This is a genomic window from Nitratireductor pacificus pht-3B (assembly GCF_000300335.1).
Taxonomy (GTDB): Bacteria; Pseudomonadota; Alphaproteobacteria; order Rhizobiales; family Rhizobiaceae; genus Nitratireductor; species Nitratireductor pacificus.
On the sequence record NZ_AMRM01000004.1, the window covers coordinates 221969 to 246076 of the forward strand.

The 24108-nt window shown below is 62.8% G+C and carries 17 protein-coding genes; 10 read left to right on the top strand and 7 right to left on the bottom strand.

All coding sequences use genetic code 11. The features are described 5' to 3' along the window. Nucleotides 1–79: 79 nt before the first annotated feature. Nucleotides 80–2443 carry an autotransporter domain-containing protein gene (locus tag NA2_RS21230; protein WP_157188134.1) on the bottom strand — a complete coding sequence of 788 codons (2364 nt, stop codon included), beginning with the start codon at nt 2441–2443 and terminating at the stop codon, nt 80–82. A 202-nt stretch (nt 2444–2645) separates the two neighbouring features. On the opposite strand from NA2_RS21230, the gene NA2_RS05295 reads away from it, so the two are divergent. Then, nucleotides 2646–4793: a sensor histidine kinase gene (locus NA2_RS05295; RefSeq protein ID WP_008594997.1), complete on the top strand. Its 2148-nt coding sequence runs from the start codon at nt 2646–2648 to the stop codon at nt 4791–4793. Next, complete coding sequence (locus NA2_RS05300) at nt 4790–5446, top strand: response regulator (protein ID WP_008594998.1); 657 nt, start codon at nt 4790–4792, stop codon at nt 5444–5446. Before NA2_RS05295 ends, NA2_RS05300 begins: the two co-directional genes overlap by 4 nt. Before the next feature lie 84 nt (nt 5447–5530). Here NA2_RS05300 and NA2_RS05305 read toward each other — a convergent pair whose 3' ends face one another. The 3 genes from NA2_RS05305 to NA2_RS05315 all read right to left on the bottom strand — a co-directional run bounded on the left by NA2_RS05305 (nt 5531) and on the right by NA2_RS05315 (nt 8356). Then, nucleotides 5531–6832 carry a TRAP transporter large permease gene (locus NA2_RS05305; RefSeq protein WP_008595000.1) on the bottom strand — a complete coding sequence of 434 codons (1302 nt, stop codon included), beginning with the start codon at nt 6830–6832 and terminating at the stop codon, nt 5531–5533. Next, nucleotides 6829–7278, bottom strand: a complete 450-nt coding sequence (locus tag NA2_RS05310) for a TRAP transporter small permease (RefSeq protein ID WP_210161285.1) — start codon at nt 7276–7278, stop codon at nt 6829–6831. The genes NA2_RS05305 and NA2_RS05310 overlap by 4 nt, the downstream gene beginning before the upstream one ends. Before the next feature lie 79 nt (nt 7279–7357). Next, nucleotides 7358–8356 carry a TRAP transporter substrate-binding protein gene (locus tag NA2_RS05315; RefSeq protein ID WP_008595004.1) on the bottom strand — a complete coding sequence of 333 codons (999 nt, stop codon included), beginning with the start codon at nt 8354–8356 and terminating at the stop codon, nt 7358–7360. Between the two features lie 140 nt (nt 8357–8496). Between NA2_RS05315 and NA2_RS05320 the strand changes: the two genes are divergently transcribed. Further along, nucleotides 8497–8952: a MarR family winged helix-turn-helix transcriptional regulator gene (locus tag NA2_RS05320; RefSeq protein WP_008595005.1), complete on the top strand. Its 456-nt coding sequence runs from the start codon at nt 8497–8499 to the stop codon at nt 8950–8952. A gap of 34 nt (nt 8953–8986) precedes the next feature. Beyond that, complete coding sequence (locus tag NA2_RS05325; RefSeq protein ID WP_008595008.1) at nt 8987–12202, top strand: 4Fe-4S double cluster binding domain-containing protein; 3216 nt, start codon at nt 8987–8989, stop codon at nt 12200–12202. Nucleotides 12203–12677: 475 nt separating this feature from the next. On the opposite strand, the gene NA2_RS05330 is transcribed toward NA2_RS05325, so the two are convergent. The 3 genes from NA2_RS05330 to serB are packed head-to-tail and all read right to left on the bottom strand — an operon-like array spanning nt 12678 to nt 16731. Further along, a complete protein-coding gene (locus NA2_RS05330; RefSeq protein ID WP_008595010.1) occupies nt 12678–14828 on the bottom strand; it encodes a sensor histidine kinase in 2151 nt (716 codons plus the stop codon). A gap of 5 nt (nt 14829–14833) precedes the next feature. After that, nucleotides 14834–15835 carry a transporter substrate-binding domain-containing protein gene (locus tag NA2_RS05335; RefSeq protein WP_008595012.1) on the bottom strand — a complete coding sequence of 334 codons (1002 nt, stop codon included), beginning with the start codon at nt 15833–15835 and terminating at the stop codon, nt 14834–14836. Next, entirely contained in the window at nt 15835–16731 is an 897-nt protein-coding gene (serB, locus tag NA2_RS05340; RefSeq protein ID WP_008595014.1) for a phosphoserine phosphatase SerB, read from the bottom strand. The genes NA2_RS05335 and serB overlap by 1 nt, the downstream gene beginning before the upstream one ends. Before the next feature lie 357 nt (nt 16732–17088). Here serB and NA2_RS05345 point away from each other — a divergent pair, with 357 nt between their 5' ends. The 6 genes from NA2_RS05345 (at nt 17089) to NA2_RS05370 (ending at nt 23741) form a co-directional block, all read left to right on the top strand. Next, nucleotides 17089–18102 (top strand): amino acid ABC transporter substrate-binding protein, encoded by a 1014-nt coding sequence (locus NA2_RS05345; RefSeq protein ID WP_040676788.1) that lies wholly within the window; start codon nt 17089–17091, stop codon nt 18100–18102. A gap of 79 nt (nt 18103–18181) precedes the next feature. Then, complete coding sequence (locus NA2_RS05350) at nt 18182–19354, top strand: amino acid ABC transporter permease (protein WP_008595018.1); 1173 nt, start codon at nt 18182–18184, stop codon at nt 19352–19354. Between the two features lie 4 nt (nt 19355–19358). Next, nucleotides 19359–20456, top strand: a complete 1098-nt coding sequence (locus NA2_RS05355; protein ID WP_040676790.1) for an amino acid ABC transporter permease — start codon at nt 19359–19361, stop codon at nt 20454–20456. Nucleotides 20457–20471: 15 nt separating this feature from the next. Further along, nucleotides 20472–21242 (top strand): amino acid ABC transporter ATP-binding protein, encoded by a 771-nt coding sequence (locus NA2_RS05360; RefSeq protein WP_008595022.1) that lies wholly within the window; start codon nt 20472–20474, stop codon nt 21240–21242. A gap of 139 nt (nt 21243–21381) precedes the next feature. Next, the gene (locus NA2_RS05365; RefSeq protein ID WP_210161286.1) at nt 21382–22971 is read left to right on the top strand and encodes a Na/Pi cotransporter family protein; all 1590 of its coding nucleotides are present in this window, start codon (nt 21382–21384) and stop codon (nt 22969–22971) included. Nucleotides 22972–23099: 128 nt separating this feature from the next. Next, nucleotides 23100–23741 carry a response regulator transcription factor gene (locus NA2_RS05370; protein ID WP_008595026.1) on the top strand — a complete coding sequence of 214 codons (642 nt, stop codon included), beginning with the start codon at nt 23100–23102 and terminating at the stop codon, nt 23739–23741. Nucleotides 23742–24108 lie beyond the last annotated feature (367 nt).

Consider the following 24108-nt stretch of genomic DNA (forward strand, 5'->3'; position numbering starts at 1 on the left):
CACCGAAGACCTCGTCGTGCCCCATTCCACGAGGTCTGGAACAGCGGACCGGCGGAAATGCCGGCCGCGGGTTCCATGGTCAGAACGTCACGCGCCAGTTGGCGGCGACCCATGCGTTCGAGGCTTCGCCTTTCGTGGTGGCGTTGCCCATCACGGAAAGCGTCGATCCCGATATGTCGACTTCGAAGCCCGCGCCGGCGCGCAACCAGTCTTGCTGATAAGCCGCGGCGCCGAGATCGAAGCCGCCGAGGCCGATCACCTGACCGGTGACGTTCGATCCGCTGCTTTCGAAGCGATGGACGCCTTCCAGAGTTCCGATCAGGCGAAGCTGCTCCGTGATGGGGAGCTTCGCGTCGATGCCGTAGCGGACTTCGGTGCTGCTGTCGCACAGCTTGTTGAAGCCTGCCGCAAAGGCGCCGCCCGCCTCCGTGTAGCCTCCCATGCAGGTGTGGGCGTAGGAGAGTTCGCCGTAGGGCGAGACGTAAGGGAGGAGATTTTCCCACTGCAGGCGTCCACGGATGCCGTAGCCCTCCACGTCCGTCCGTCCGGAAGAGCTGTCGATCAGCCCGCCGCCGACGAGGTAGTTGCGGGTGATGTCGGCCTTCCCCCACAAGCCGGTTGCCGTCACGACGCCCCAAAGACCACTGTTCTGATCCCCGGTGATCTGGCCGAGCGCCTCGAGCTTGACATACCCGGCGCGGACCTCCGTGGTCCCGCCCAGGATCGTGTCCTGGTCGAGGCCGGTGTAGCCCGCGACGCCGTTCAGCTGAAGGGGACCGAAATTATACCCCAATCCGACTTCGCCGAGGCCGAGCACTCCGTCGCGGCCGCCATGGTCGTCGCGGCCCCAGTCGCCGCCGACCCACATCGTGAACTTGCCGTCCGGCACGCGATGATCGAGGGGCCGGGAGCCGGCGCCGTTGAGGATGATGCCCAGGCTGTTGACGACCGAGGTCTTGGCCGCTCCGGACGTCCCGATGCTCGCTCCGAGATCTTCCAGGGTGATGAGACCGCTACCGCCGCCATTTCCGCCGCCGGTGTTGCCCCCACCGGTGTTGCCCCCACCGGTGTTGCCCCCACCGGTGTTGCCCCCACCGGTGTTGCCTCCGCCGGTCTCGCCGCCGCCGGTCTCGCCGCCGCCAGTCTCGCCGCCGCCGGTCTCGCCTCCACCAGTCTCGCCTCCACCGGTCTCGCCTCCGCCGGTCTCGCCTCCGCCGGTCTCGCCTCCACCAGTCTCACCCCCGCCTGTATCACCGCCGCCGGTGCCGCTGCCTGAAGGGCCCGTCCCGGTGCCACGCGCGATATAGACCTTGTCGTCACGCGTCAGACCGACGACCACCGAACCATCTTCATTGGTGGCCTCGGCGGTGAGGGTGATTTCGGAGCGGCCCGGAAAATTGGACTCGATGGTCGCGCCGCTGGCCCGCAGCCAGTCCTCGACCGTCAGCATTCCCTCTTCTTCGCTCCAGCGGAAACCGTTGGTCCGGCTATCGTTGCCGCTTACCTCGCCCACGATGACATGGCCGTTCCCGGAAATCCCGTAGGCCTTGGACAGGGAACTGCTCGCTCCCCCAAGGCCGCCCAGCGAGAAGATGTCGCCATCCACCCAGCGGACCGCCTGGTTCATGTATCCCTTCAACGAGTGGCCCACCACGATGCGCCCGTCCCAGGAGATGCCGGTCGCGGTCGCGGTGTTGTTGCTCGAGGAATATGCGGCAAGGGTCGGCAGCGCCACCATGCCCGCTTCCTCGGTCCAGTGGAACGCCTGGAACTTGCTGCTGCTCGACAGCGCCGAGCCGACGATCACCGAGCCGTCATAGGAAGCGGCCAGGGCCTTGTCATTGCCGGCTTCACTGCGGCCTTCCAGCCAGCCGAGGCTCTGCATCCCGTCTTCTTCGGACCAGCGGAACGCCTCGCCGCCGGTGGCGCCGACATAGCCGACCGCAACCTTGCCGTCGCCGGAAACCGCTGTTGCCTCGGAGAACAGATTGGATTGTCCGGGAAGCGATCCGAGCAGCTGAAAGCCGCCGGCGGCCGTCCAGCGGTATGCCCTCTGGCCGAAATCCCCGCCCGACACACCGGGCGCGGCCTTGCCGACGATGACCTTGCCGTCGGCGGAGATGCCGGCAGCCGTGTAGTATTGGCTCGCGTTCAGCGGTGCGTCCGGATCCCGGTCGCCGACCGGCTGGACGCCCTCTTCGGCGGTCCAGACGAAACCGCTGTAGACGCTTTTCGCATAGCCGCGATACACGGTCCCGACGAAGGAGCTGCCATCGGCCGAGATTCCGCCGATGAGGGCCCGTTCGGTCAACGAGGAACTGAACGCGTCATCGGCGGGATCGTCATCGCCGTAGTAATCGCGGGTGTCCTGTGCCGGCGTTATGTCCCGGTTGATGCTCGCCGTGTCGTCGGCAAACCCGGGAAGCGCTGTCAGAAGTGACAACGATACCAGCGCTGTCGTTTGAAGAAGCCCCTTGTATTTCCCCGCCTTCATTGAAAACGTGCCCTTTTGCAGTTCATTGATTTATACGGTGACGAGATAGCCGAGCGGGCGCGGCAGGGGCATCACCTGAACAGGTGAGCGGCATGCGGCCTGGTCTGCTATAGGGGATAGCGGAACCGTTCCGGGGGGAGACGTCTTTCACGTGGTCAAGAAGTTCACGCCGTTCACGATGCTCGTCTTCACCGCGCTTTTCGGGCTTGCCGCCACCCTGGCCGCCACGCTCGTCACGCTCGATCAGCCATGGCTCGGCCTCCGTCTCTCCGTTGAAGAACAGTCCGGCCTCGTCCGCATCGACGCCGTGACCGCGAACGGCCCTGCGGCGTCTCTGGTGCCGGGGACGCCTCTGACCGGGGTCGGCGGCATGGCGATCGAAGCCGGCGATCTCGTCGAGGAGCCCGATGTCGCGGAAAGCTATCCGGCGCTGAAGCGCTTCCTTGACCGGCAGGGCGCGCTTCATGCCGCGCTCGCGTCCCCGGAGGTGACGCTGGAGACGGGCGGGGCCTCCGCTGCGCATCAGGTGGTGACACCTGCTCCCCGCCGACCGGTCACAAGCCTCCCGCTGGTCTTCTGGGTCCAGATCGCCACCGGCCTTGTCAGCATGATTGTGGGCGCATGGGTGTGGAGCCTGCGTCGCGGGGAGCTGTCGGCCGGGCTTCTCGCCGGGGCGGGGGCGGGGATCCTTCTCGCCGCGTTTCCCGCCGCGGTCTACTCGTCGCGCGAGGTCGCCCTGCCGGGCGCGCTGTTCCACGCGCTCTCGGCCATCAACCATTTCGGCGCGCTCACCTTCGGCGTGGCCATGGTCGCCCTTTTTCTCGTCTATCCGCGCCGCCTGGTCCCGGTTCGCGCCCTCTGGATCCTGCCGGTCGTCTACGGCGCGATCTGGATCATGGATACGGCATGGATCGGCTTTCCCGGCCCGGCGGAAGGCTATCACCTGCCGACGGTGATCCTGATGGTCGGGATCCTGCTCGGCGCGTTCCTGCAATACCGCACCAGCAGGGGCGACCCGGCCGCCCAGGCTGCGATCCGCTGGTTTGCCCTTTCGGTCGGCCTGTGCGCCGGCACCTTCGTCACCGTCGTGCTCATGCCCAATCTGTTCGGCATGCGCCCCACGGTTTCGCAGGGTTATGCCTTCGTCCTGTTCGGCATGCTGTTCCTGGGGGTGGCGGTCGGCGTCGCGCGCTATCGCCTGTTCGAGCTGGAAGGCTGGGCCTTCTCGATCCTCACCTATTTCGGGGCGGTCATGCTGCTCGTGCTGTTCGACGCGGCGCTGATTTCCTTCGTCGCGATGGACCGGCCGGCCGCGTTCGCTCTGTCGCTGCTGATCGTCGCGCTCATCTACCTGCCGTTCCGAGACTGGCTGGCGAAGCGGCTCATGCCGCGACGGGAAACAGACCGCGAGGAGCTGTTCGGCCGCATCGTCGACGTCGCGCTGATCAAGGATGCGGCGCGGGAAGGCCGCTGGCGTCAGGTTCTGCAGGACGCATTTCAGCCCCTGCGCATGACCGCCGGGGCGCGGTCCGCCCCGACCGCACCGGTGATCGCCGAGGACGGACTGGCGCTTCTGCTCCCGGGCATCTCCGACATCGCGCCGCTCAGGCTGTCCTACGCCCATTCGGGCCGGCGCCTGTTCAGCCCGCAGGACCGGCGTTTCGCTGCCGAGATCTGCGCCATGCTCGCGCATGCGATCGCGAGCCGCGACGCCCATGAGAAGGGCGCGACCGAGGAACGCATGCGGATCGCGCGCGACATGCACGACAATATGGGCGCACAGCTTCTTTCCGCGCTCCACAGCGACGTGCCCGAGCGCAAGGACACGCTGATCCGCGAGACGATCTCCGACCTGCGCGACATCGTCAACAACGCCGCGCGCGGCGGCAAGAGCCTCGACGAGGTGCTCGCCGATCTCAAGGTCGAGGCGCTGGAACGCCTGGCCTCGGCGGACATCAGGCTGAGTTGGGAGGACACGTGCGACAACCGCGAAATGGTGCTCACCCCGAACATCGCCCACTCCCTGCGCTCCATCCTGCGCGAGATCGTCAGCAACACGATCCGGCATTCCGGCGCCCGGACGATGCGGGTGAAGTTCGCGCTTCAGGACAGGGTCATCAGCCTCGATCTGAGCGATGACGGCAAGGGGCTTGCGGCCGACCGGTGGGGAAGCGGCAACGGCCTTTCCAACATCGAGGCCAGGCTGGTGGCCCTCAAGGGCACGCTTGCCTTCTCGGATGCGGGACCGGGCCTGCTGGTCCAGGCCAGGTTTCCTCTCTACGAGGGCGAGCTGGAATGACACGCGTTCTCATCGTCGAGGATCTGGCCGAGGCGCGCACCTGGCTCGACGGGATCGCGCGAGCCGCGTTCCCGGCCCCGCACGAGATCGACACGGCGGCAACCCTGCAGGCCGGCCTCGCTCTCGCGTCGCGGCGCGACTACGAGGTAGCCCTGATCGATCTCAGGCTGCCGGACGGCTCGGGCATAGAAGTGCTCCGCGCCCTGCGCCAGAAGAGCCCCGATACGCTCTGCGTGATCACCACCGCCATGGGCGACGACGCCCACATCGTCGCGGCACTGTCGGCCGGAGCCAACGGCTATCTCCTGAAGGAGCAGCCGTCCGACACGATCATCCGGCAATTGTCGCAGCTTGCGGAGGGCATTCCCGCCCTTTCGCCCGCCATCGCCCGCCGGATCATGGAGCATTTCCAGTTGACGGGGCCTGCCGCCGCGCCGGAGGAGAGCCTGACCGAGCGCGAGAAAGAGGTTCTGGCCCTCATCAGCCGTGGCATGCGCAACGTCGATGTCTCCGAGCAGCTTTCCCTCTCCGGCAACACGGTCGCCACACACATCAAGTCGATCTACCGGAAGCTCGGGATTTCCTCGCGCGCGGAAGCGACCTGGTATGCCGCCATGCTGGGCCTGGCGCCCGGCAAGGTGGACGGGGACTGAGGCATCCTCCTCCGCGCCGTGCGCGGTCCTGCAGATGTCATTTCAAGTATCTGCGGTCAGGCGGAACCACCTGACCGCAGAATGCTAGAACATTGCGTTGGGCAACAGCAGGGCGATCTGCGGAAAGGCGATCAGCATGGCCAGGCAGACCATCATCGCGGCCCAGAAGGGCATGACCCCCGCAAAGACGGACTGCAGCTTCACATCGTCCGCGACCGTCTTGACGACGAAGCAGTTGACGCCGACGGGCGGGCTGATCAGCCCCATCTCGAGAACGACGACCATGATGACGCCGAACCAGATCGGGTCGAAGCCGAGTGCCATGATCACGGGAAAGACGATCGGCAGGGTGATCACCAGGAGCGACAGTCCCTCGATGAACATGCCCAGCACCGCATAGGCGATCAGCAGAAGGATGATCGTCCCGTATGGCCCGAGGCCGAGGCCCGTGAACATGGCCGCCGCGTCGCGCGGCAGTTCCGACAAGGCGATGAACGGCGAGAATGCGCTGGCGCCGATCAGGATGAGGAAACACATGCCCGACGTCTGGAGCGTCTCGAGGACGACATGCCTGATGACCTCCGGGCGCGCCTGCCGCCGCAGCACGAGCATGACGAGCGCAAACGCCGCGCCGACGCCCGCCGCCTCCACCGGGGTGAACACGCCGGTGTAGATGCCGCCGATGGTGAGCACGATGATGGTCAGGATGCCGAGCGCGCGGCGCGAGGCGGCTAGGCGCTCCGCCGTGCTCGAAAGCGGCCCGGCGGGACCCTCCGCCGGCCTGAAGTGAACGATCAGGGCGATGACGAGCAGGAACAGCGCGGTGAGCAGGATGCCCGGCAGCACGCCCGCCATGAACAGCCGCCCGATGGATTGCTCCGTCAGGATGGCATACATGACGAAGCCGGTCGACGGAGGGATGAGGATCCCCAGCGTGCCGCCGGCGGCGATGACGCCGGTGGACAGTCTGCTGCCGTAGTTGAAACGCCGCATCTCGGGATAGGCGACGCGGCCCATCGTGACCGCCGAGGCGATGGACGAGCCGGAGAGCGCTGCGAAGCCCGCGCAGCCAAGAACGGTCGCGCCGGCAAGTCCTCCCTTCCGATGGCCGAACCAGGAATAGGCCGCTGTGTAGAGATCCCTGCTGAGGCCGCTGGCGGATGCGAGATTGCCCATCAGGATGAACAGCGGCAGCACCGAAAGATCGTACATGGACGCGATCTCGAAGGCCTGGCCCGAGATCGTGTAGGCCGCCGCGTTCAACGACGACAGGCTGACGATCCCCACGAAACCCACGAGCAGCATGGCGATGCCGACGGGCATGCCGAGGCCCATCAGGACGAACAGCGCGGCAAAGCCTGCAAGGCCGGTCATGGTCGCGCTCATCGGGATTGCCTTTTGACGAGTTGCGGGAAGAGCAGGATCAGCGCTCCCAGGGCGAGGCCGCCTGCCAGAAGCAGGTAGAAGGGGGCATGCGATATCAGGAGCAGCATCGTCGTCTCGCCGAACCTGGTGGCTTCCAGACCGTTCAGCAGACAGCGCCATGCGAGATAGCCGAGCATGACCGCGCCGACCCAGCGCAGGACGGCATCGACCATGCGGCCGAGCGCCGGGGGCAGCATGTCGGCCAGGATATCGATCCTGATCGCCTGCCCTGCGAGAATGCAGAGCGGCAGCGCGGCGGCGACAGTGGTGACCAGGAGCACCTGGGTGATGTCGTTGGCGCCGAACAGCGGGGCGTTGAACAGACTGCGGCCGAGCGCGTCGTAGACGGACAGGACCATCATCGCGCAGAGGGCGATGCCCCCCGCGACACCCAGGGCGAGCTTCATGAGACGGCCCAGCGCCGTCACTGTGCCGGCTTCCGGCACAGTTTCGTTTTCGATCCGGTTCTCCATGATGCGGCTGGCGTCAGCGGCTTGTCACGGTGGAGAGGATCATCTTAGCGTCGAAACCGCCCTTGGCCGCTGCTTCCTCGGCCAGCGCATCGAGCACGTCCTGGCTCTTGTCGGTCAGTTCGGCGACGGAGGCTTCGTCCAGCGTGATGAACTCCAGCGCAGCCTCTTTGGCCAGGGCCAGCCCGTCCGCTCCCGCCTTGTCGAATGCGGCTGCCGCCGTCATGGACAGGTCGCGGCCGCTGACCTTCTCGAGCGCGGCCTGCTCGTCCGGCGAAAGGGCCGCCCAGCTGTCCTTGTTCATCGCCAGATAGAAGGTGGCCAGCGGGCTCGGCAGGTTGGTGACGAGATATTTGCCGACCTCGTGCAGTTTGTAGGAACCGATCCCCGATGGCCCGATCCAGACCGCGTCGACGATACCGGTGCTCATGGCGTTGTAGGTTTCGGTCGTCGGCGTCGAGACGGGGATTGCACCCCAGGCCTCGGCCATCTTGGCGGCGGCGGGATCGGGAACGCGGATTTTCATGCCCGCCAGATCTGCGATGCCGCGAACCGGCTTCTCGCGCGTGATCAGGATGGCCGGGCTGTTGGTCCAGAAGGCAAGCATCTTGACTTGAGCGAAATCGGGCTCGAACAGTTCATAATGGTCCCACAGGGCGGTCGTGCCGGCCTCGGGGGTCTCGAACAGGCCGGGCAGGTTCATCAATGTCGTGCGCGGAAACTGTTCGGGCGTGTATTCCGGAATACCGAAGACGATGTCGGCGATCCCGGTGACGACGCGCTTGTACTGCTGGACCGGTCCGGCCCCGAGCTCACCGGAGGGATAGACCTTGATCGTGGAGGTGCCATTGGCGGCGGCGTTGAATGCTTCGGCCATCGGCGTGATCGCGGCGCGATCCATCGGATGCTGCGGCGGTACGAAGGATGCAAGTTTCAATTCGCGGGCTTCGGCAAATGTCGCCGCGCAGACCAATGCCACGGCCGCTAAGGCCGCGGGCAGCTTTCCAGAAAACATGGTTCCCTCCCGTTATGCCGCTCGATGGCGGTTCTCGTTCAATTCTGGTTTGATTCCGGACAGCGCGAACCATTTGCCTCCCAGCACGTTCGCGTCTAACACTTATATTATGAACACAGTTAATTGACAATGACAACTATATGACTGAAGATCAGATTTATCAGCTCCGCGACGGGCTTGGTTTCCGCATGTCGCGCACAGCGCGCGTGATGGAGCGCCACTACGAGCAGCTTCTGGCCGAAATCGGCCTGTCGCGCCTGATGTGGTGTGTCCTCGTGATGGTGGGCAGCTATGGCATCGCCGCACCTTCGGCGATGGCCGAGTTCCTCAGCGTCAACAGAACCGCTATCTCGCGCGTGCTGAGGGAGATGGAGAAGCAGGGGCTCGTCCTGCGGCGGCAACAGGATGGGGACCGGCGGGGCCGCGATATCGGCCTGACGGAGCTGGGGCAGCACAAACTGGAGGTGTTCCTGCCCAAGGCGACGCTCACGACCGAGCATTTCAAGAGCAAGCTCACGGAAGACGAGTTCGAGATGCTCAAGACCGTGTTGGACAAGATGATGGAAGGCGAGGAGGGTGCGCTGCCGGCCCTTTGAGCTCTCCGGAGAGATCAAAGGCAATCAACGCCCCATGCGCTTCTTCAGCTACAAGAACCGTCCGTTTCACCTGGGTCCCTATCCGCTCGAAAGACTGAAGCGCAGCGAGACGCAGCCGCATTTCGACGACGTTCCGGCGATGAACGCGGCTGTGCCGGGCGGAGCGGGGGAGGAGACGCTGGCCGATCCGCTCCAGCTCTTCGTCGGAATGCTGGACGTCATTCGCAACGGTCCCGTGGCGGCGAAGCGCTCGATCATCCCCGATTCCCCGGAGGAGCGCGCCCGCCACATGAAGGCTGCGGGCATGTTCTTCGACGCGACCATGGCGGGCATCTGCCGCCTCCCGGCGCAGGCGCTGCTCGAGCGGTCGCTCCGCAACCCGGTGATCGACGATCTCGCCAGACGGGCCGAGAACATCGAAACCAAGACGTTTGCCTCCGGCATCGACGCCATCATGGCGGATGTCAGGGATTCCGCGCGCGCCAGGCTCGGCAGCGTCGCCGATCACAGCCATGCCATCGTCTACCTGGTCGAGCATCCCCGCGAACCCCGGGCGGATGAGCCGGGCGGCGGCTGGCTTGCGGGAACCACCGAGCAGCGCTCGGCGCTGCGGGTCGCGGAAGTGGCGGTGGTCCTTGCCAACTATCTGCGCATTCTCGGATACCCCGCCCGCGCCCACACGATGACCAGCACGGACGTGCATCTGGGCAAGCTGGCGCTGGCCGCCGGACTGGTCGAGAAGCGCGGCAGTTCCGGCGGCGTGGAACTGGTCAATCCCTATGTCGGCACGCGCTACAGCCTGGCCGCCGTGACGACCACCTGCGAGATGGCGGTCGACAAGCCGCTGGCCGCGCGCGGACTGGCTGACAGATGGCGCTCGCACGGTCCCGCCTGGTGGGTCGGCAAGGGGTTTTACAAGAGCGCCCTGAACAGGACGCCCTATGCCGGACGTGATTTCGCCAAGGGTGCGCTGCCCTTCGAGAAGTTGAAATCCGTCGACGAACCCACGACCTTCATCGACGAACCCCGGGTGCCAAGGGTTCCGAAGCGCGCCGACATGTTCGCCCGTGCCCTGTTCGGCGACATGGGCAAGGGAATGCAGGCCGCCGCCAAGGGCGGACACTACGTCCTCAAGAGCCCGATCGGCTACTGCGCGCGCCGTGCGCTCGGGGCGTTCATGCTTCTGCAGAATGGCGAGAAGGCGCCGCATGTCGCGGCCAGCGCGAAGGATCCGCAGAAGAACGCGCATGACGTCAAGGCCGCGCTGTATTTCCTCGGATGCGATGCCGTCGGCATCTCGCGCTGCCCGGACTACGCCTATTATTCGCACGACGCCAACGGCAATCCGATCACGCCCTACCACAACAATGCCATCTCGACGATCATCGACCAGGGCCACGAAACGATGGAAGGCTCGAGCGGTGATGACTGGATCGCCGTCGCGCAGTCGATGCGCGCCTATCTGCGTTCGCAGATCCTGGGCGGCGTCGTGGCCGAGCAGATCCGCCGGCTCGGCTATTCCGCCCGCGTCCACTCGGTCGTCGACGGCGAGGTCCTGCAGCCACCGTTGCTCCTCCTGTCAGGGCTGGGCGAGGTCAGCCGCATCGGCGACGTGATCCTCAATCCCCTGCTCGGTCCGCGCCTGAAATCCGGCGTGGTGACGACCGACATGCCACTTGTCCACGACAAGCCGATCGACTTCGGCCTCCAGGCCTTCTGCGGTGCCTGCAACAAATGCGCGCGCGAATGCCCCTCCGGATCGATCCCCGCCGGCCCGAAGAAGATGTTCAACGGCTACGAGATCTGGAAGTCGGATGCTGAGAAATGCACGCGCTACCGCGTCACCAACGCGGCCGGCGCGATGTGTGGTCGGTGCATGAAGACCTGTCCCTGGAACCTGGAAGGCCTGTTCGTCGAGGCGCCTTTCCGCTGGGTGGCGATGCACATGCCGCGCGCCGCGCGTTTCCTTGCCTGGCTGGACGACCGGCTGGGCAACGGCCGCATCAATCCCGTCAAGAAATGGTGGTGGGATGTCGAGCTTGGCGCCGACGGTTCCTACACGCCGGCCAGCCAGGTCAACACGCGCGAGATCAACCCGAACCTGGTTCTCAGGAGCGAGGATCAGACGCTGGCGGCCTACACGGCGGACCTGACGCCGCCGCCCTATCCCTTTCCGTTTCCGCTGGACCGCGAAAAGGGGATCGCGGCCTATCGCAGCCTGCTCGATCCCGCCGACTATCGGGCGCGTCTTGCCGAGGGACGCACCGAAGGCCTCGTCTCCCTGCCGAAAGCGCCCGAAGGGCCGGCTCCCGTCATCCAGGTGCGGCTCGACAAGGTCGAGATGATGTCGAACGCGATCGCCCGCTACGAGTTCGTATCAGCCGACGGCGCGCCTTTGCCGCCCTTCGAGGCGGGGGCGCATATCGACGTGGTGGTCGCGCCGGAATATTTCCGCCAGTACAGCCTGGCCGGCGATCCCGCCGACGCCGGCCGCTACGTCATCGGCGTGCTCCGCGAGGATGAGGGGCGGGGCGGGTCGAAACTGATGCACCGCATCTTCGACGCGGGGCGAAAGGTGTTCATCTCCCGGCCGATCAATCATTTCCCGCTCCACGAGGACGCCAATCGCAGCATCCTGATCGGCGGCGGGATCGGCATCACGCCGATGATCGCCATGGCGCACCGGCTGCACCGGATCGGCAAGCCGTTCCAGCTGCACTACAGCATCCGCAGTCGCGCGACAGGCGGCTTCCTCGACACGCTGGAAGAGGCTCCATGGCGTGACCTTGTTCATCTGCACGTCTCTTCCGAGGGACAGCGGGCCGAACTCGAGACCATCCTCGGACCCTATCAAGACGGCGATCATGTCTACACCTGCGGCTCGCCGCAGTTTATGGACGGCGTCTTCGATGCAGCGCTCGCGCAGGGCTGGCCGCATGATTCCATGCACCGGGAGTATTTCGCGCTTCCGGAAACGCCGGACTGGGTCAATCACGAATTCCGCCTGAAACTCGCCCGCAGCGGCCAGACGCTGACGGTGCCCGCCGACCGGAGCGCCACCGACATGCTGACCGAAATCGGCATTCATGTGGACACGAAATGTTCGGAAGGCATCTGCGGCGTCCCTTTGATCGACGGCGATGTGAAGCATCGCGATTTCGTGCTATCCAACAAGGAGCGGGCAGAACGAATGCTGCTGTGCTGTTCGCGCGCGGCGGCGAAGGACAGTGAACTGGTGATCGATCTGTAGAAGCCGGCCGGCGAGGGAGCTTCGGGCTGCGCCGTCCCTCTGATCGAGGGCGATGTCGAGCATCGCGATTTCGTTCTGTCCAACAAGGAGAGGGCGGAACGAATGCTGCTGTGCTGTTCGCGCGCGGCGGCGAAGGACGGTGAACTGGTGATCGATCTGTAGAAGCCGGCCGGCGAGGGAGCTTCGGGCTTCGTCGCCTCATACGCGAAAATGCGGCTGCGCATATGGAGGCGACGAAGAAACCTGTTTGATGGCGCCTGCGGGTCGCGGATCGATTGCGCCTTTGCGGGTATCATGTGGTGGTAGCCTCTTGGTCTTCAACCACCGACGCAGATAATAAACCGATATTTATCAACAGGTTGTAATGTCTTGTGCGTTCGGTGAGCGCCTGGAATTCTGGCTTGCAGGGAAGGAAACAACCCCCGATTTCCTTCCGGTCCTCCCGACAGCAAGCGGTGAGGTTCCGCCCGCGGTTCTAACCATCGTGCAACGCAACGAAACGAATGAGACTGGCCAGACGCCCAATTGAAAAAGGCTTCTCGATGATCTGGATCTTCTCGTGCTCGACCCAGTGATTGTTCGTTTCGAGCCGGGTCGCCGTTGTGATGATCACCGAGACAAGATGAGGCGTACGGGCGAGCGCCTCATCTATGACATTCCCCGCCGAATGGCCGCGGCCGAGATTGAGATCCGTAATCAGGACGAAGGGAGCGCGTGCATTTCGAATGGCGCGCCTTGCCTGCTCAGGCGCGGTATACGCGGCCACAGTGCAGCCCAGTTGCTTCAGGCCTTCAAGGGTTGCGGCGTGGACGTCCGCACTGTCCTCCAAGAAGATGATCTTCAGGCCGCTCACGGGTTCGCGGAGCCTTGATGTGGGCAGGCCGTTGCCTGCATTCTTTGCCGGCGGCTCACAGGTCTGAAGAGACAAGGCGAAGCGGGTGCCTCCGGATTCCGGTGAGGTGAAAGTCAGCTCGCTCTTCATCGCGGCTGCTAGCGCAAAGCTGATTGAGAGACCCAGGCCGTAGCCCTTCAAATCCGATCTCTCGCCACTGCCACGCGCATCAAGCGCATCCAGGTTCAATCCCGGCCCATTGTCTGCCACGATCAGCGTGCAGACCTTCCCCCGGTTCTCACTTCTGAGTTCGATCGCGCCCTCTTGCGCGTATTGGATGGCATTGATCAGGAGGTTGCTGAGAATCCTGTAGAGCGCATTCTCGTCGCCTTGGACGAACGTCCGATCGCGCGGCATTTCGACCTTGAGTGCGGCTCCCGTATTCTGGGCGCGCGGCGAAAAATCCGCCGTGATGCGGCTGAAGAGAGCAGCGAGATCGACCGGGACCTGCTTGGCGGTGAAGGTTCCGGCTTCCAATTTCGACATATCGAGGATCGAATTGAAAAGCCCCACGGTCTCCTGCATGAGAGCCGCCAGTTGATCCACTGTTTCGCGCGATCGGACCGGCAGCGCTTTGCGGTCGATTCCACCGATCAGCAGCCCCATCGCATGAATCGGCTGGCGCAGATCGTGACTGGCGGCCGCCAACAGGGTGGATTTCGATCTGTTTGCCTTCTCCGCTTCGCGGCGGGCATCGACCGCTGTTTCATTGAGAGCCACAAGGCGGCTTTCGCGTTCGGCTATCGCATTGGTCAGCCACGCGAAAGAGGCTTCCATCAGCGTGATTTCATTGCGCGCTTCACCGCTTGGGGCGCTTTGGCCGTCATATGCATTCATCCTGCGGGTCAGTTCCTGGATGCGGCCGACGACATTCTTGTCGAGATAGGAATAGATGAAGGCGCCAACGGTAGCGAAGGCGAGAAAACAGGCGAGTATCAGGTACAGGTTTATCTGGATGAGCGACTGAATGGACCCGCTGCGAGCGTTGGCCTCCGATATCAGGCGTGATGACATGAAGCGGGTGGCATCGGTCAGACGGTCAGACAACTGAGTATAGTGGTGCAGGCGGCCTTGAATGGTCGTTTCGATCTCGATGATGTCGCGTCGCTGTTCCAGCAGGTCAGTGCCCAGTTCCAGCAGGCCCGGGGTTTTTGCCTCAGCCATCATCGCTTGAAGCGGCCCGCCGAGCCGGTCGACCTGACGGAGGCGTGTGGCCGCTTCCACATTCCTGGACCACAGCAGGAAGTCCTTGCCGATGTCCGATGATGCAGCCTTCTCCCGAGCGCGTTCCTCCAGGGTTCGGGCAAGCGCCTCGGATCGCAGTCGGCGAGTACTCAGCGCGCCCATTTCATCAAGGTTTTCAACCAGCGCCACCAGCGTACGATTGATCTCTGCGTACTCTCCAGGTCGCAGTTGAAACTCGCGTAGCCGCTCTTTCTGCCGGTTGATGGCATCCAGCTGATCGCGCGTTTGAATGCGGATCGTATCGAGCGCGATCTCGGATCTCGCCGTCAGCAGCAGGCCCATCTGGTTTGTAAGGCCAGAGATGTCCGCATTGAGCCGGGTGGCTACCGTGGCTTGAGGCAGGTCAGCCTCCACCATCCGTTCGAATTCCTGGCGGATGGATTGTATGCCGAAGACGGCCACAAATCCGATGGCCGCCGCACCGATCGACATGCATAACAGGGTGAGAAAGACGATACGCCCCACGCTGCTGGCCGACGAGTCGCGCATGAGCGTTAGGGATGTCCCATCGGCAACGGGTACATCAGTCCACCGTCTTTCCAAAGGCGGTTCAGTCCGCGCGGTAACTTCAGGTCCGATCCCGCGCCGAGATTGCGGTCGAATATCTCTCCGTAGTGACCCACCTGGCGTATCACCGAAGCGCCCCAACCATCCTTCAGCCCGAGACCTGCCCCACCTGGAATATGAAGGCTGGCGAGGCTCGCAGCATCGCTGCTCTGGCCAACATCCGCGGCTTCAGCGACAATGGTCAGGTTGACCACCCAGCGGATGATCTGTGTCCACTTGGTGTCGTCGTCGCGCACGACGGCCCCAAGCGGTTCGTTGGAGATTTCCTCTTCAAGAAAAACGAAGTCATCGCGATATTGCGGCTGGCTTGCAATCCGCGCCGCCAGGTCGCTTCCATCGGCCGTCACCGCATCGCATTCACGCCCGAAGAAGGCGCGCCAGCGGCCGGATTGCGAGGCGATCTCGAGAACATCGGTGTCTATACCCGCCCGAGCGATGGCCGCACGAATATTGTCGATGCTGGTGGTGCCCGAATTGGCGCAAATGGTCCGGCCGTCAAGATCGCGAAGCCGGGTCGCGCCGGTATCCGCAAACACCAGAACCCGTTGCACGTCATAATAGGTGATGGCCGGGAACTCGAAGCCCCTCATCACGTCGCGCGCGAAGTTGTAGGTGGTGGTGCGGAACAGGACGTCCACGCCGCCCTCGGCGAGCACGTTCAGCCGGTTCAAGCTGTCAAGCGGCACGAACTCCACCGCGTTGGCGTCTTCCAGCACGGCCGCAGCGACGCCACGGCACAAATCCACTTCGAAGCCGACCCAGTTACCGTTCACGGTTTGGGTCGCGAAGCCGATGTCATCGACGCCGACGCCGCAGATCAGATAACCGCGCTCCTGCACCGCCGCTTGTGTCCGACCAGCGTCCTCGGCCAGGGCCGGGTGCGCCAGCAGAGCCAGGAGAGCTCCAAGAGAGATCAGGCGGCCCGCCATCAGTGATCGGCAATCCGGGCCGCTGTGAAGCCTTGGGCATAAAGCGCGGCGATGAGGCTACCGTTTGTGATGTTCAGATCAACGATCTTCTGCACAACCGGCTTTCCTTTGTAACTCACCGCAAGCCCACAGCTCTGCAACATCTCGACATCGTTGGCACCGTCGCCCACGCAGCATGCCGAGTGTGGCCCAATGCCAAGCTCTCCGCAATATCGCAGCAGCTGTTCTCGCTTGGTCCGGGCATTGCAGATCGGCAGCTGAAGTTCGCCGGTCATGACGCCATCGCGAAAAACGGGATGATTGGACACGACCTCGTCGAATCCGCAATGGCGTGCAACCACCTGGGCAAAGATGTCATAGCCGCCTGTCACCAGAACCGTCTTGGCTCCAGCCGTCCGCATGGTTTGAACCAGCGCTTTTGCGCCAGGCGTATATCTGATCCGGCCGCAAAGCTCTCTCAGCAGATTTTCCGACGTCCCTGCTAGAAGCTTCGTCCTCGCTTTCAGCGATTGTGAGAAATCAAGCTCACCCGCCATCGTACGCGCGGTGATGTCCGCGACGGCTGGCCCGATGCCTCGCATATCCGCGAGCAGATCGAGCATCTCGTCCTCGATTATCGTTGCTTCCATGTCCGCCACCAGCAGCTTGCATTCGGCGGGCGGGCGAGCGGCGATGTGAACATCCATTTCAAGCTGCGCCGCGATCCGATGGATCTTCGCTCGATCGAGCCTGTCTTGCGGGTCTCGTACCTCCAGCACTGGGAAGAGGGAGGCCTCGCTGGTTCCTCCGGAGGCGATTTCCGATGTCGCTCCAGCCACGCGCAAAGCCTCGGTCATTCTTTCAGCGTGCTTCGGCGTCGGGCCATTCTCCCCGATGAGGATCAGTCTCCAGTCCATGCCTGAATCCATTGTGAGTCTGTCTGAGCAGAGCATGTCACTTGATCCGGCTAATGACCAATACGCCAGAAGGCCCTCCGGTCGGAGAGGGCGGCGTCGGGGCGGGGCGTGTGCAAGAAGCTGATTTCAATTGGTTTTGTCGATCCCCGTATCCAGGGACTAGTCCCTTTGACCCCGCCGTTGGCGCAGCCGAACGGCTTTGGCACGGCGCGGTCATACCTCTGGCCAATGTCTTGGCGGCCGGTTTTCCGCCTAGCGTCATAGGCCTCGGGTTCAAGCCTCCCAAATCTGGAGCGCCACGCCCGCAATATGAAAACGTTCAAGCCGCTGATGGTGCGAAGTAAGAGGGAGAACCAAATGCGCAGTTCTGCGAAATTTGCAGCCATGACAGCCGTGATGCTGGCGGGAACCAGCCCGACATTGGCCGGAACATTGGAAGATGTTCGCGCGGCAGGCGAGTTGGCCTGCGGCGTTAGCGAGGGCGTGCCGGGCTTTTCGAATGCGAACTCCGAAGGGATCTGGGAAGGTCTGGATGCGGATGTCTGTCGGGCTGTCGCCGCGGCGGTCCTCGGTGACGCGGGTGCTGTCCGGTTTGTGCCGCTCGCCTCCAAACAGAAAGTGCTGGCGGTTTCAAGTGGCCAGGTCGACCTGACGTCACGCACGACGACGTGGACCATGAAGCGTGACGGCGCGGAGGGCGTCGATTTCACGGCTGTCGTCTACTACGACGGGCAAGGCTTTATGATCAGTGCCGATGCCGGCATTTCCAGTGCGACCGAGCTGAACGATGTGACGGTATGCCTGACGACCGGCACAACGACCGAACTGAACATGACCGACTTTGCGCGCGCCAACAACCTGACCATGGAAGCAGTTGTCTTCGAGGGTAAACGCGAAGCGGTCGAGGCCTACGCTTCGGGTCGATGCGACGCTCTGACCACGGATTCCAGCCAGCTGGCCGCCTTCCGTACCGGATTCGCGGACCCGTCCGCGCATGTCATCCTTCCCGAGGTGATCTCCAAGGAGCCTCTTGCTCCGCTGGTGGCCCATGGCGACAACCAGTGGAAGGATGTTGTGACCTGGGTGGTCTATGGTCTGATCGAGGCTGAGGAACTGGGCGTGACCCAGGCCAATGTGGCTGACATGGCCGCGAATTCGGGAAATCCCTCCATTCAGCGAATGCTGGGCAGTTCGGGCGATACCGGGGGTCTCGTCGGCTTGGGCAGCACCTGGATGGTCGACGTTCTGAGCGCCGTCGGCAACTACGGCGAAATCTATGAGCGCAACCTGACGGCAACGCTTGGGCTGGAGCGTGGGTTGAACGCGCAATGGACTGCCGGAGGCCTGCTCTACGCCATGCCGATCCGCTGAGCCCCGTCACAATCTCGCGCAGTCATGCGCCCGGCCGACCTTGCCGGGCGCAGCAAGCCACGCAGGGCGGTCAGAAGACATGAAGAACACGTACATCGGGTCAAGGCCGGGTCTGTTGGCAAAGAAGCTGGTGTCGCTTCTGCTGCAAGGCATGGTTCTCGCCGCGGTTCTCGGGGTCGCTTACATTCTCTTTGCGACCACCCAGGAAAATCTGGAGATCCGAGGGATTGAAAGCGGGTTCGCGTTTCTCTGGCGTGAGGCCGGTTTGCCGATCGGCGACAGCCTCATCGAGTATGACCCATCCCGCAGCTACGGCTATGCCTTTCTGGTCGGAGTTCTGAACACTCTTCTGGTTTCAGCCCTCGCCATAGTCTTCGCCACCATTCTTGGCGTGATGGTCGGCGTCGCCCGTGTTTCCAACAACTGGCTCCTGGCAAAATGCGCCGCGATCTACGTGGAGACCCTGCGCAACCTGCCGCTGCTGCTCACGCTCTTTTTTGTCTACAGCGTCGTGCTCGCCTCCTTGCCGCACCCACGCGAAGCCATCGTGCTCGCCGAAGGCTATTTCCTCTCGAAGCGGGGTGTCTACCTGCCGCGCCCAGTGGCGGAGGAGGGGTTCGGCATTTTCGTGGCCGCTGTGTGTATCGCCTTGCTGCTTGCTGTCATTTTCTGGCGGTGGGCGGGCGCCTACAAGCGACGCACAGGCACATCGGTTCCGGGGTTCTGGGGTGGGCTGGCGATCTTCGGAACACTTGCTACGCTTGCCTATCTGGCCAGCAACAGCCCCATCGGCAGCGAACTTCCCGTCTATAAGGGGTTCAACTTCAAGGGCGGGCTGGCGCTCAAGCCGGAGTTCGCGGCGCTGTTGATTGGGCTGATCCTCTACACGGCAGCCTTCATCGGCGAGAATGTCCGAAGCGGCATTCAATCGGTGCAGGCCGGACAGATCGAGGCTGCCAATGCCCTGGGCGTCTCGCGCGGCGTGGTCACCCGCCTCGTATTGCTGCCGCAGGCGTTGCGGGTAACGATTCCGGCGACGACAAACGATTATGCGAGCCTCGTGAAGAACAGCTCGCTCGCTGTGGCGATCGGCTATCCCGATATGGTTTCCATCGGCGGAACAATCATCGGGCAAAACGGGCAAGCCATTGAAATCATAGCGATGTGGATGGCCGTCTATCTGACAATCAACCTCATTATCTCGCTGGTGATGAACGTGCTGAACGCCCGTGTGCAGGTTGTTGAAAGGTAAGAAGATGCAAAGCAGGACCGTCACCTTTCACGCCTCTCCGCCACGTCCGGCGCCAGTCAACCAGACCAACGCGATAGGCTGGATGCGCCGTAACCTCTTTGGCGGCTGGAAGGACACCGCCATCACGCTCGTTCTTCTGGCGATACTGCTGTCATTCGTCCCGGATCTGATTCAATGGCTGTTCCTGAACGCGACCTATCAGGGCGATGACGACGTCTGCCGCCAGAATGGCGGGGCTTGCTGGCCTTTCATCATCGAGAAGTTTCAGGTGCTGATGATCGGGGTCTATCCGCAAGACCTGTCCTGGCGTCCGGCCGTCAGCGCGCTTGCTCTGATGGGGCTTGCGGCGCTCACATACTCAGGCCGTATCCGTGGCGTGACGCTGATTGCCGCCTGGGCCATCTTGCCGATCTTCGCCCTCATCATGATCGGCGGCGCTTTCGGGATGCAGAAGGTCGATCAATCGGTCTGGGGCGGCCTGATGCTGAGCATCATGCTGGCGCTGGTCGGGGTCATCGTCTCAATCCCGCTGGGGGTATTGCTGGCCCTGGGCCGTCACTACGGTTCGCCAACCGTCAAGGTCCTTTGCGTCACATTCATCGAACTTCTGCGCGGCGTGCCACTGATCACGATCCTGTTCATGGCCTCCGTGATGATGCCCCTGTTTCTGCCGCCAGAACTGGTGATCAACAATCTCCTGCGGATTCAGATCGGCATGATCCTGTTCTCCTCCGCCTATATGGCCGAGGTTGTGCGCGGCGGGCTGCAGGCTATTCCGAAAGGCCAGACCGAGGCTTCGCTTTCGCTTGGGGTGACGCCGGCGCGGACCATCGCGTTCGTAGTGGTGCCGCAGGCCCTGCGGCACGTGCTGCCTCCGTTGATCGGCCGCTGTATCGCGCTGTTCAAGGATACCTCACTTGTCATCATCGTGGGCCTCCTGGACTTCCTCGGCATGGTCAAGGGTGCTGCCCTCGATACCGATTGGCTTGGATTTCAAGCCGAAGCCTACGTCTTTGCCGCCTTTGTCTACTGGCTGATCTGCTACAGCCTCAGCCTCTACGGCAGGCGGTTGGAACAACGCGGCCCGAGTGCCCACACCTAGTTTCCGGAGACTTCCATGTCCGCCAAGATCGAAAGCAACATCGCCACCGATGAAACCGTCATCGAGATGCGCAATGTCAACAAATGGTACGGCAGTTTTCATGTCCTCAAGGACATCAATCTAACCGTGGCGAAGGGTGAAAGGATCGTGATCTGCGGCCCATCGGGATCAGGCAAATCGACGATGATCCGTTGCATCAACCATTTGGAGGAGCATCAGGAAGGAGAGATCACCGTTAATGGCACGCGCCTCGATGAGAACCTGAAGAACATCACACACATTCGACGTGAAGTCGGAATGGTGTTTCAGCAGTTCAACCTGTTTCCGCACATGACCATTCTCGACAATCTGTGCTTTGCCCCGGTCTGGGCTCGCAACATGCCTCGCGCCGAGGCCGAGGAAACCGCCTTGCGATACCTGGAGCGGGTCGGGATTGGAGAACAGAAGAACAAGTATCCCGGCCAATTGTCAGGCGGGCAGCAACAGCGCGTCGCGATAGCGCGGGCATTGTGCATGAGCCCGTCAATCATGCTGTTCGACGAACCGACATCCGCGCTTGATCCGGAGATGATCAAGGAGGTCCTCGACGTCATGATCGAGCTCGCCGAAACCGGCATGACCATGCTCTGCGTGACGCACGAGATGTCGTTTGCCCGTTCCGTGGCCGACAGGGTGATCTTTATGGATGAGGGCGAGATCGTCGAGGAGAACGCGCCGGCCGCATTCTTTGACTCGCCCCGGATGGACCGGACCCAGAAGTTCCTCAGCCAGATCCTGTCGCACTAGTTGGCGTCCGTCCATTCGCGAGCACAAAAGACGATCAAAACGATGATGGAGCACCGGACTAAAAGCCCGATTCCGCCTTTCGGTCCGATATTCCAGACCCACCTGCTGCGCCCAGGGAGATAAGATCATTTTCGGTTCAGTGGTTCTTTTGCAGATCGTGGGCTCTGTAGCGCTGCTGCTATGGGGTATCCGCTTGGTTCGCACAGGCATCATGCGGGCTTTCGGCGCGACGCTCCGGCAGCACCTCGGAGTCGCCGTAAACGGGCGCATGTCCTCGTTCGCTGTGGGCATGGTGGTCACGATCTTCCTGCAGAGCAGCACGGCGACAGCTTTGATCGTGTCTTCGTTTGCGGCAAAGGGATTGGTCACGACGGCGGCCGCCCTGGCGGTTATGCTGGGGGCTGATGTCGGAACGTCGATCGCCGCGCAGATCCTCTCGTTCAATCCCACATGGATGGCATACACGGCGATGTTGCTCGGCTACGTCTTGCACGAGAGATCGGAAAACTACGCAAGGCGACAAATCGGCCGCGCGGTTCTGGGGTTGGGGCTCGTGCTGATTTCACTGAGCCTCATCCGTGCTTCCTCGGAACCCTTGCGTGAATCCGAGGTCCTGACCTTCATCTTCGCCGCCCTGGACAATGAGGTTCTGCTGACCCTGTTCTTCGCCGCCATCCTGACATGGTTGGCGCACTCCAGCGTGGCGATGGTCTTGCTGATTGCTACCATGGCCGCATCCGGGGTGATCCCGATGGGAACCGGGGTGATCATGGTTCTTGGTGCGAACATCGGCGGCACCGTCCCTCCGATACTGGCGACGATGCGTGCCGGTGGTCAGGGACAGCATTCAGCGATCGGCAATGCATGCTTCAAACTGGCCGCCAGCCTGGTGCTTCTGCCCTTCGTGCCGCTCGTCACGGATGCTCTTCAGGAACATGCCGGCGACCCGCAGATCATGCTGCATGTGCACACGGCCTTCAACGTCTTTGTGGTCCTTGTGTTCCTGCCCTGGGTCGGGCCGGCAGCCCGGTTGCTCAAACGCTGCATTCCCCTGCCTGCGCCAACCGATTCGGAGCCGGTCACGAAGTATCTGGACCACGAGTTGGTCGGGTCGCCGTCATTGGCGCTGACCGGTGCAACGCGAGAGCTCTATCGGGTCAACGAATACATTGAGGATATGCTCGCGCTCCTGACGAACGGCATTGAATCGAACATCCCGCCGGATCCTCGACCTGCCCGTGAAAATCGCGCGCGCGTATCCAGGATCGTAGAGGAGATCAGACTCTACCTCACGAAGATCACGCGTGAGGAGATCTCGGAAGCGGACAGCGCGGCGGCAATCAACCTGCTGCTGCTGTCGACCAATCTGTCGCATGTGTCGGATCTGATTGCCAATGCCGTCGAGAGTTATGCCGCCCCGTCGGAGGAGAAAAACAGGTTCTCCGCCAATGGCGCAGAGGAGTTGCTGGAGATGCTGGAGCTCATCCGCAATGGCGTGCGCATCGCCTTGTCCGCGTCGCTCCAGAACGACAACAGAGTGAGAAAGGGTATTCAAAAACAGCGAAAAGAGCTGGAAAGGCTTGTCGACAAGAGCCGTCTTGCGCATTTCAACCGGCTGGAAGAGCGCGAGATCTCGTCCATCAACACGACATCGCTGCACAATGAGTTGCTGCGGGATTTTTCACGCATCTACTATCACATACTCACCGCATCGAAGGTCGGGGTCTGATCCCTGACGACCGGTCCGGTCCCGATTGAGGTGAGGTGCGGACGAGGGCGCAAGATGTGCGGGGAAGTGACTTCGTTCCGGGTTTGATGGTACAGGCTTGCTTATCTCTTGGGTGGGGGAAACAGAGCATGACCGTCGTGTTGATAGTTGATGATCATCATCTGATCCGTGCGGGGGTGAAGAACCTTCTCGAAAGTGAGTTTCCCGATACCCGGGTCGAAGGTGCCGACAGCGTTGCGGCCGCCCTGACGTTTCTTGCCGACAGTGGTGACGTCGACCTGGTGCTGATGGATCTCAAGCTTCCCGACGCCTCCGCGCTCGATGGGCTGACCCGACTGAAGCAAAGCCATCCGGCTTCTGCCGTGGCGCTCATCTCCGGAACTGATGACAACGAGACGATCCGCGCCGCGCTCAGCATCGGGGCAGATGGGTTCATCCCGAAGTCAGCAGATCCGCAGATTCTGACGCACGCCGTCTCTCTTATGCTTCGGGGTGAGATGTTTCTGCCCCGGAGCTTCCTCCAAAGCTATGATCCGGATGGCGAAGTCAGGACGGAGGAAAGCGGCAAGAACGTCGTTCTCACTGATCGGCAGTGCGAGGTGTTCGCCTTGATGCGAGAGGGCCTGGCCAACAAGGAGATCGCAAGGCAGTTGCAACTGTCCGAGAGCACGGTCAAAACCCATGTCTCGGCAATTCTGAAGAGCTTCGGGACAACCTCCAGAACGAAGGCAATAGCGCGTGCGATCGAGCGTGGCTGGCCGCAACAATGACCGTTTCCTTCGGGAGATGACCTGCTCCGCGGGGAGAGCCCGGCCCCGACAGCCTGCGCTTTCGGTCCCCTCGGGCAGGATTTCTGACGCCATCTAAGGACCGGAAAGACCCGGCGCGCGACGCGTCCAAGGCCAGAGCGCCTTCGATACGGAGTCTACACCGTCGCAACGGATAACGTCTGGGTCGTTGTTGCCGTGCTAGCCTCAATGCATGGACGGCGTCTTCAGTGTTGCTCTCGCACAGGGATGGCGGCACGATTCCATGCACTGGGAGCATAGCGCGCTTCCGGAGATGTCGGACTGGGCCGATCACGAGTTCCGCCTGAAGCCGCCCGCAGCGGTCAGACGCTGACGGTGCCCGCCGACC

What these genes read in the sequence shown, in the direction of transcription:
- NA2_RS05335 (WP_008595012.1), bottom strand. Translation starts at nt 15,835, where the DNA reads ATGGCGGGCCGCCTGATCTCTCTTGGAGCTCTCCTGGCTCTGCTGGCG.
- NA2_RS05300 (WP_008594998.1), top strand. Translation starts at nt 4,790, where the DNA reads ATGACACGCGTTCTCATCGTCGAGGATCTGGCCGAGGCGCGCACCTGG.
- serB (WP_008595014.1), bottom strand. Translation starts at nt 16,731, where the DNA reads ATGGACTGGAGACTGATCCTCATCGGGGAGAATGGCCCGACGCCGAAG.
- NA2_RS05315 (WP_008595004.1), bottom strand. Translation starts at nt 8,356, where the DNA reads ATGTTTTCTGGAAAGCTGCCCGCGGCCTTAGCGGCCGTGGCATTGGTC.
- NA2_RS05360 (WP_008595022.1), top strand. Translation starts at nt 20,472, where the DNA reads ATGTCCGCCAAGATCGAAAGCAACATCGCCACCGATGAAACCGTCATC.
- NA2_RS05350 (WP_008595018.1), top strand. Translation starts at nt 18,182, where the DNA reads ATGAAGAACACGTACATCGGGTCAAGGCCGGGTCTGTTGGCAAAGAAG.
- NA2_RS05345 (WP_040676788.1), top strand. Translation starts at nt 17,089, where the DNA reads ATGCGCAGTTCTGCGAAATTTGCAGCCATGACAGCCGTGATGCTGGCG.
- NA2_RS05305 (WP_008595000.1), bottom strand. Translation starts at nt 6,832, where the DNA reads ATGAGCGCGACCATGACCGGCCTTGCAGGCTTTGCCGCGCTGTTCGTC.
- NA2_RS05330 (WP_008595010.1), bottom strand. Translation starts at nt 14,828, where the DNA reads ATGCGCGACTCGTCGGCCAGCAGCGTGGGGCGTATCGTCTTTCTCACC.
- NA2_RS05355 (WP_040676790.1), top strand. Translation starts at nt 19,359, where the DNA reads ATGCAAAGCAGGACCGTCACCTTTCACGCCTCTCCGCCACGTCCGGCG.
- NA2_RS05310 (WP_210161285.1), bottom strand. Translation starts at nt 7,278, where the DNA reads ATGAAGCTCGCCCTGGGTGTCGCGGGGGGCATCGCCCTCTGCGCGATG.
- NA2_RS05320 (WP_008595005.1), top strand. Translation starts at nt 8,497, where the DNA reads ATGACTGAAGATCAGATTTATCAGCTCCGCGACGGGCTTGGTTTCCGC.
- NA2_RS05325 (WP_008595008.1), top strand. Translation starts at nt 8,987, where the DNA reads ATGCGCTTCTTCAGCTACAAGAACCGTCCGTTTCACCTGGGTCCCTAT.
- NA2_RS05370 (WP_008595026.1), top strand. Translation starts at nt 23,100, where the DNA reads ATGACCGTCGTGTTGATAGTTGATGATCATCATCTGATCCGTGCGGGG.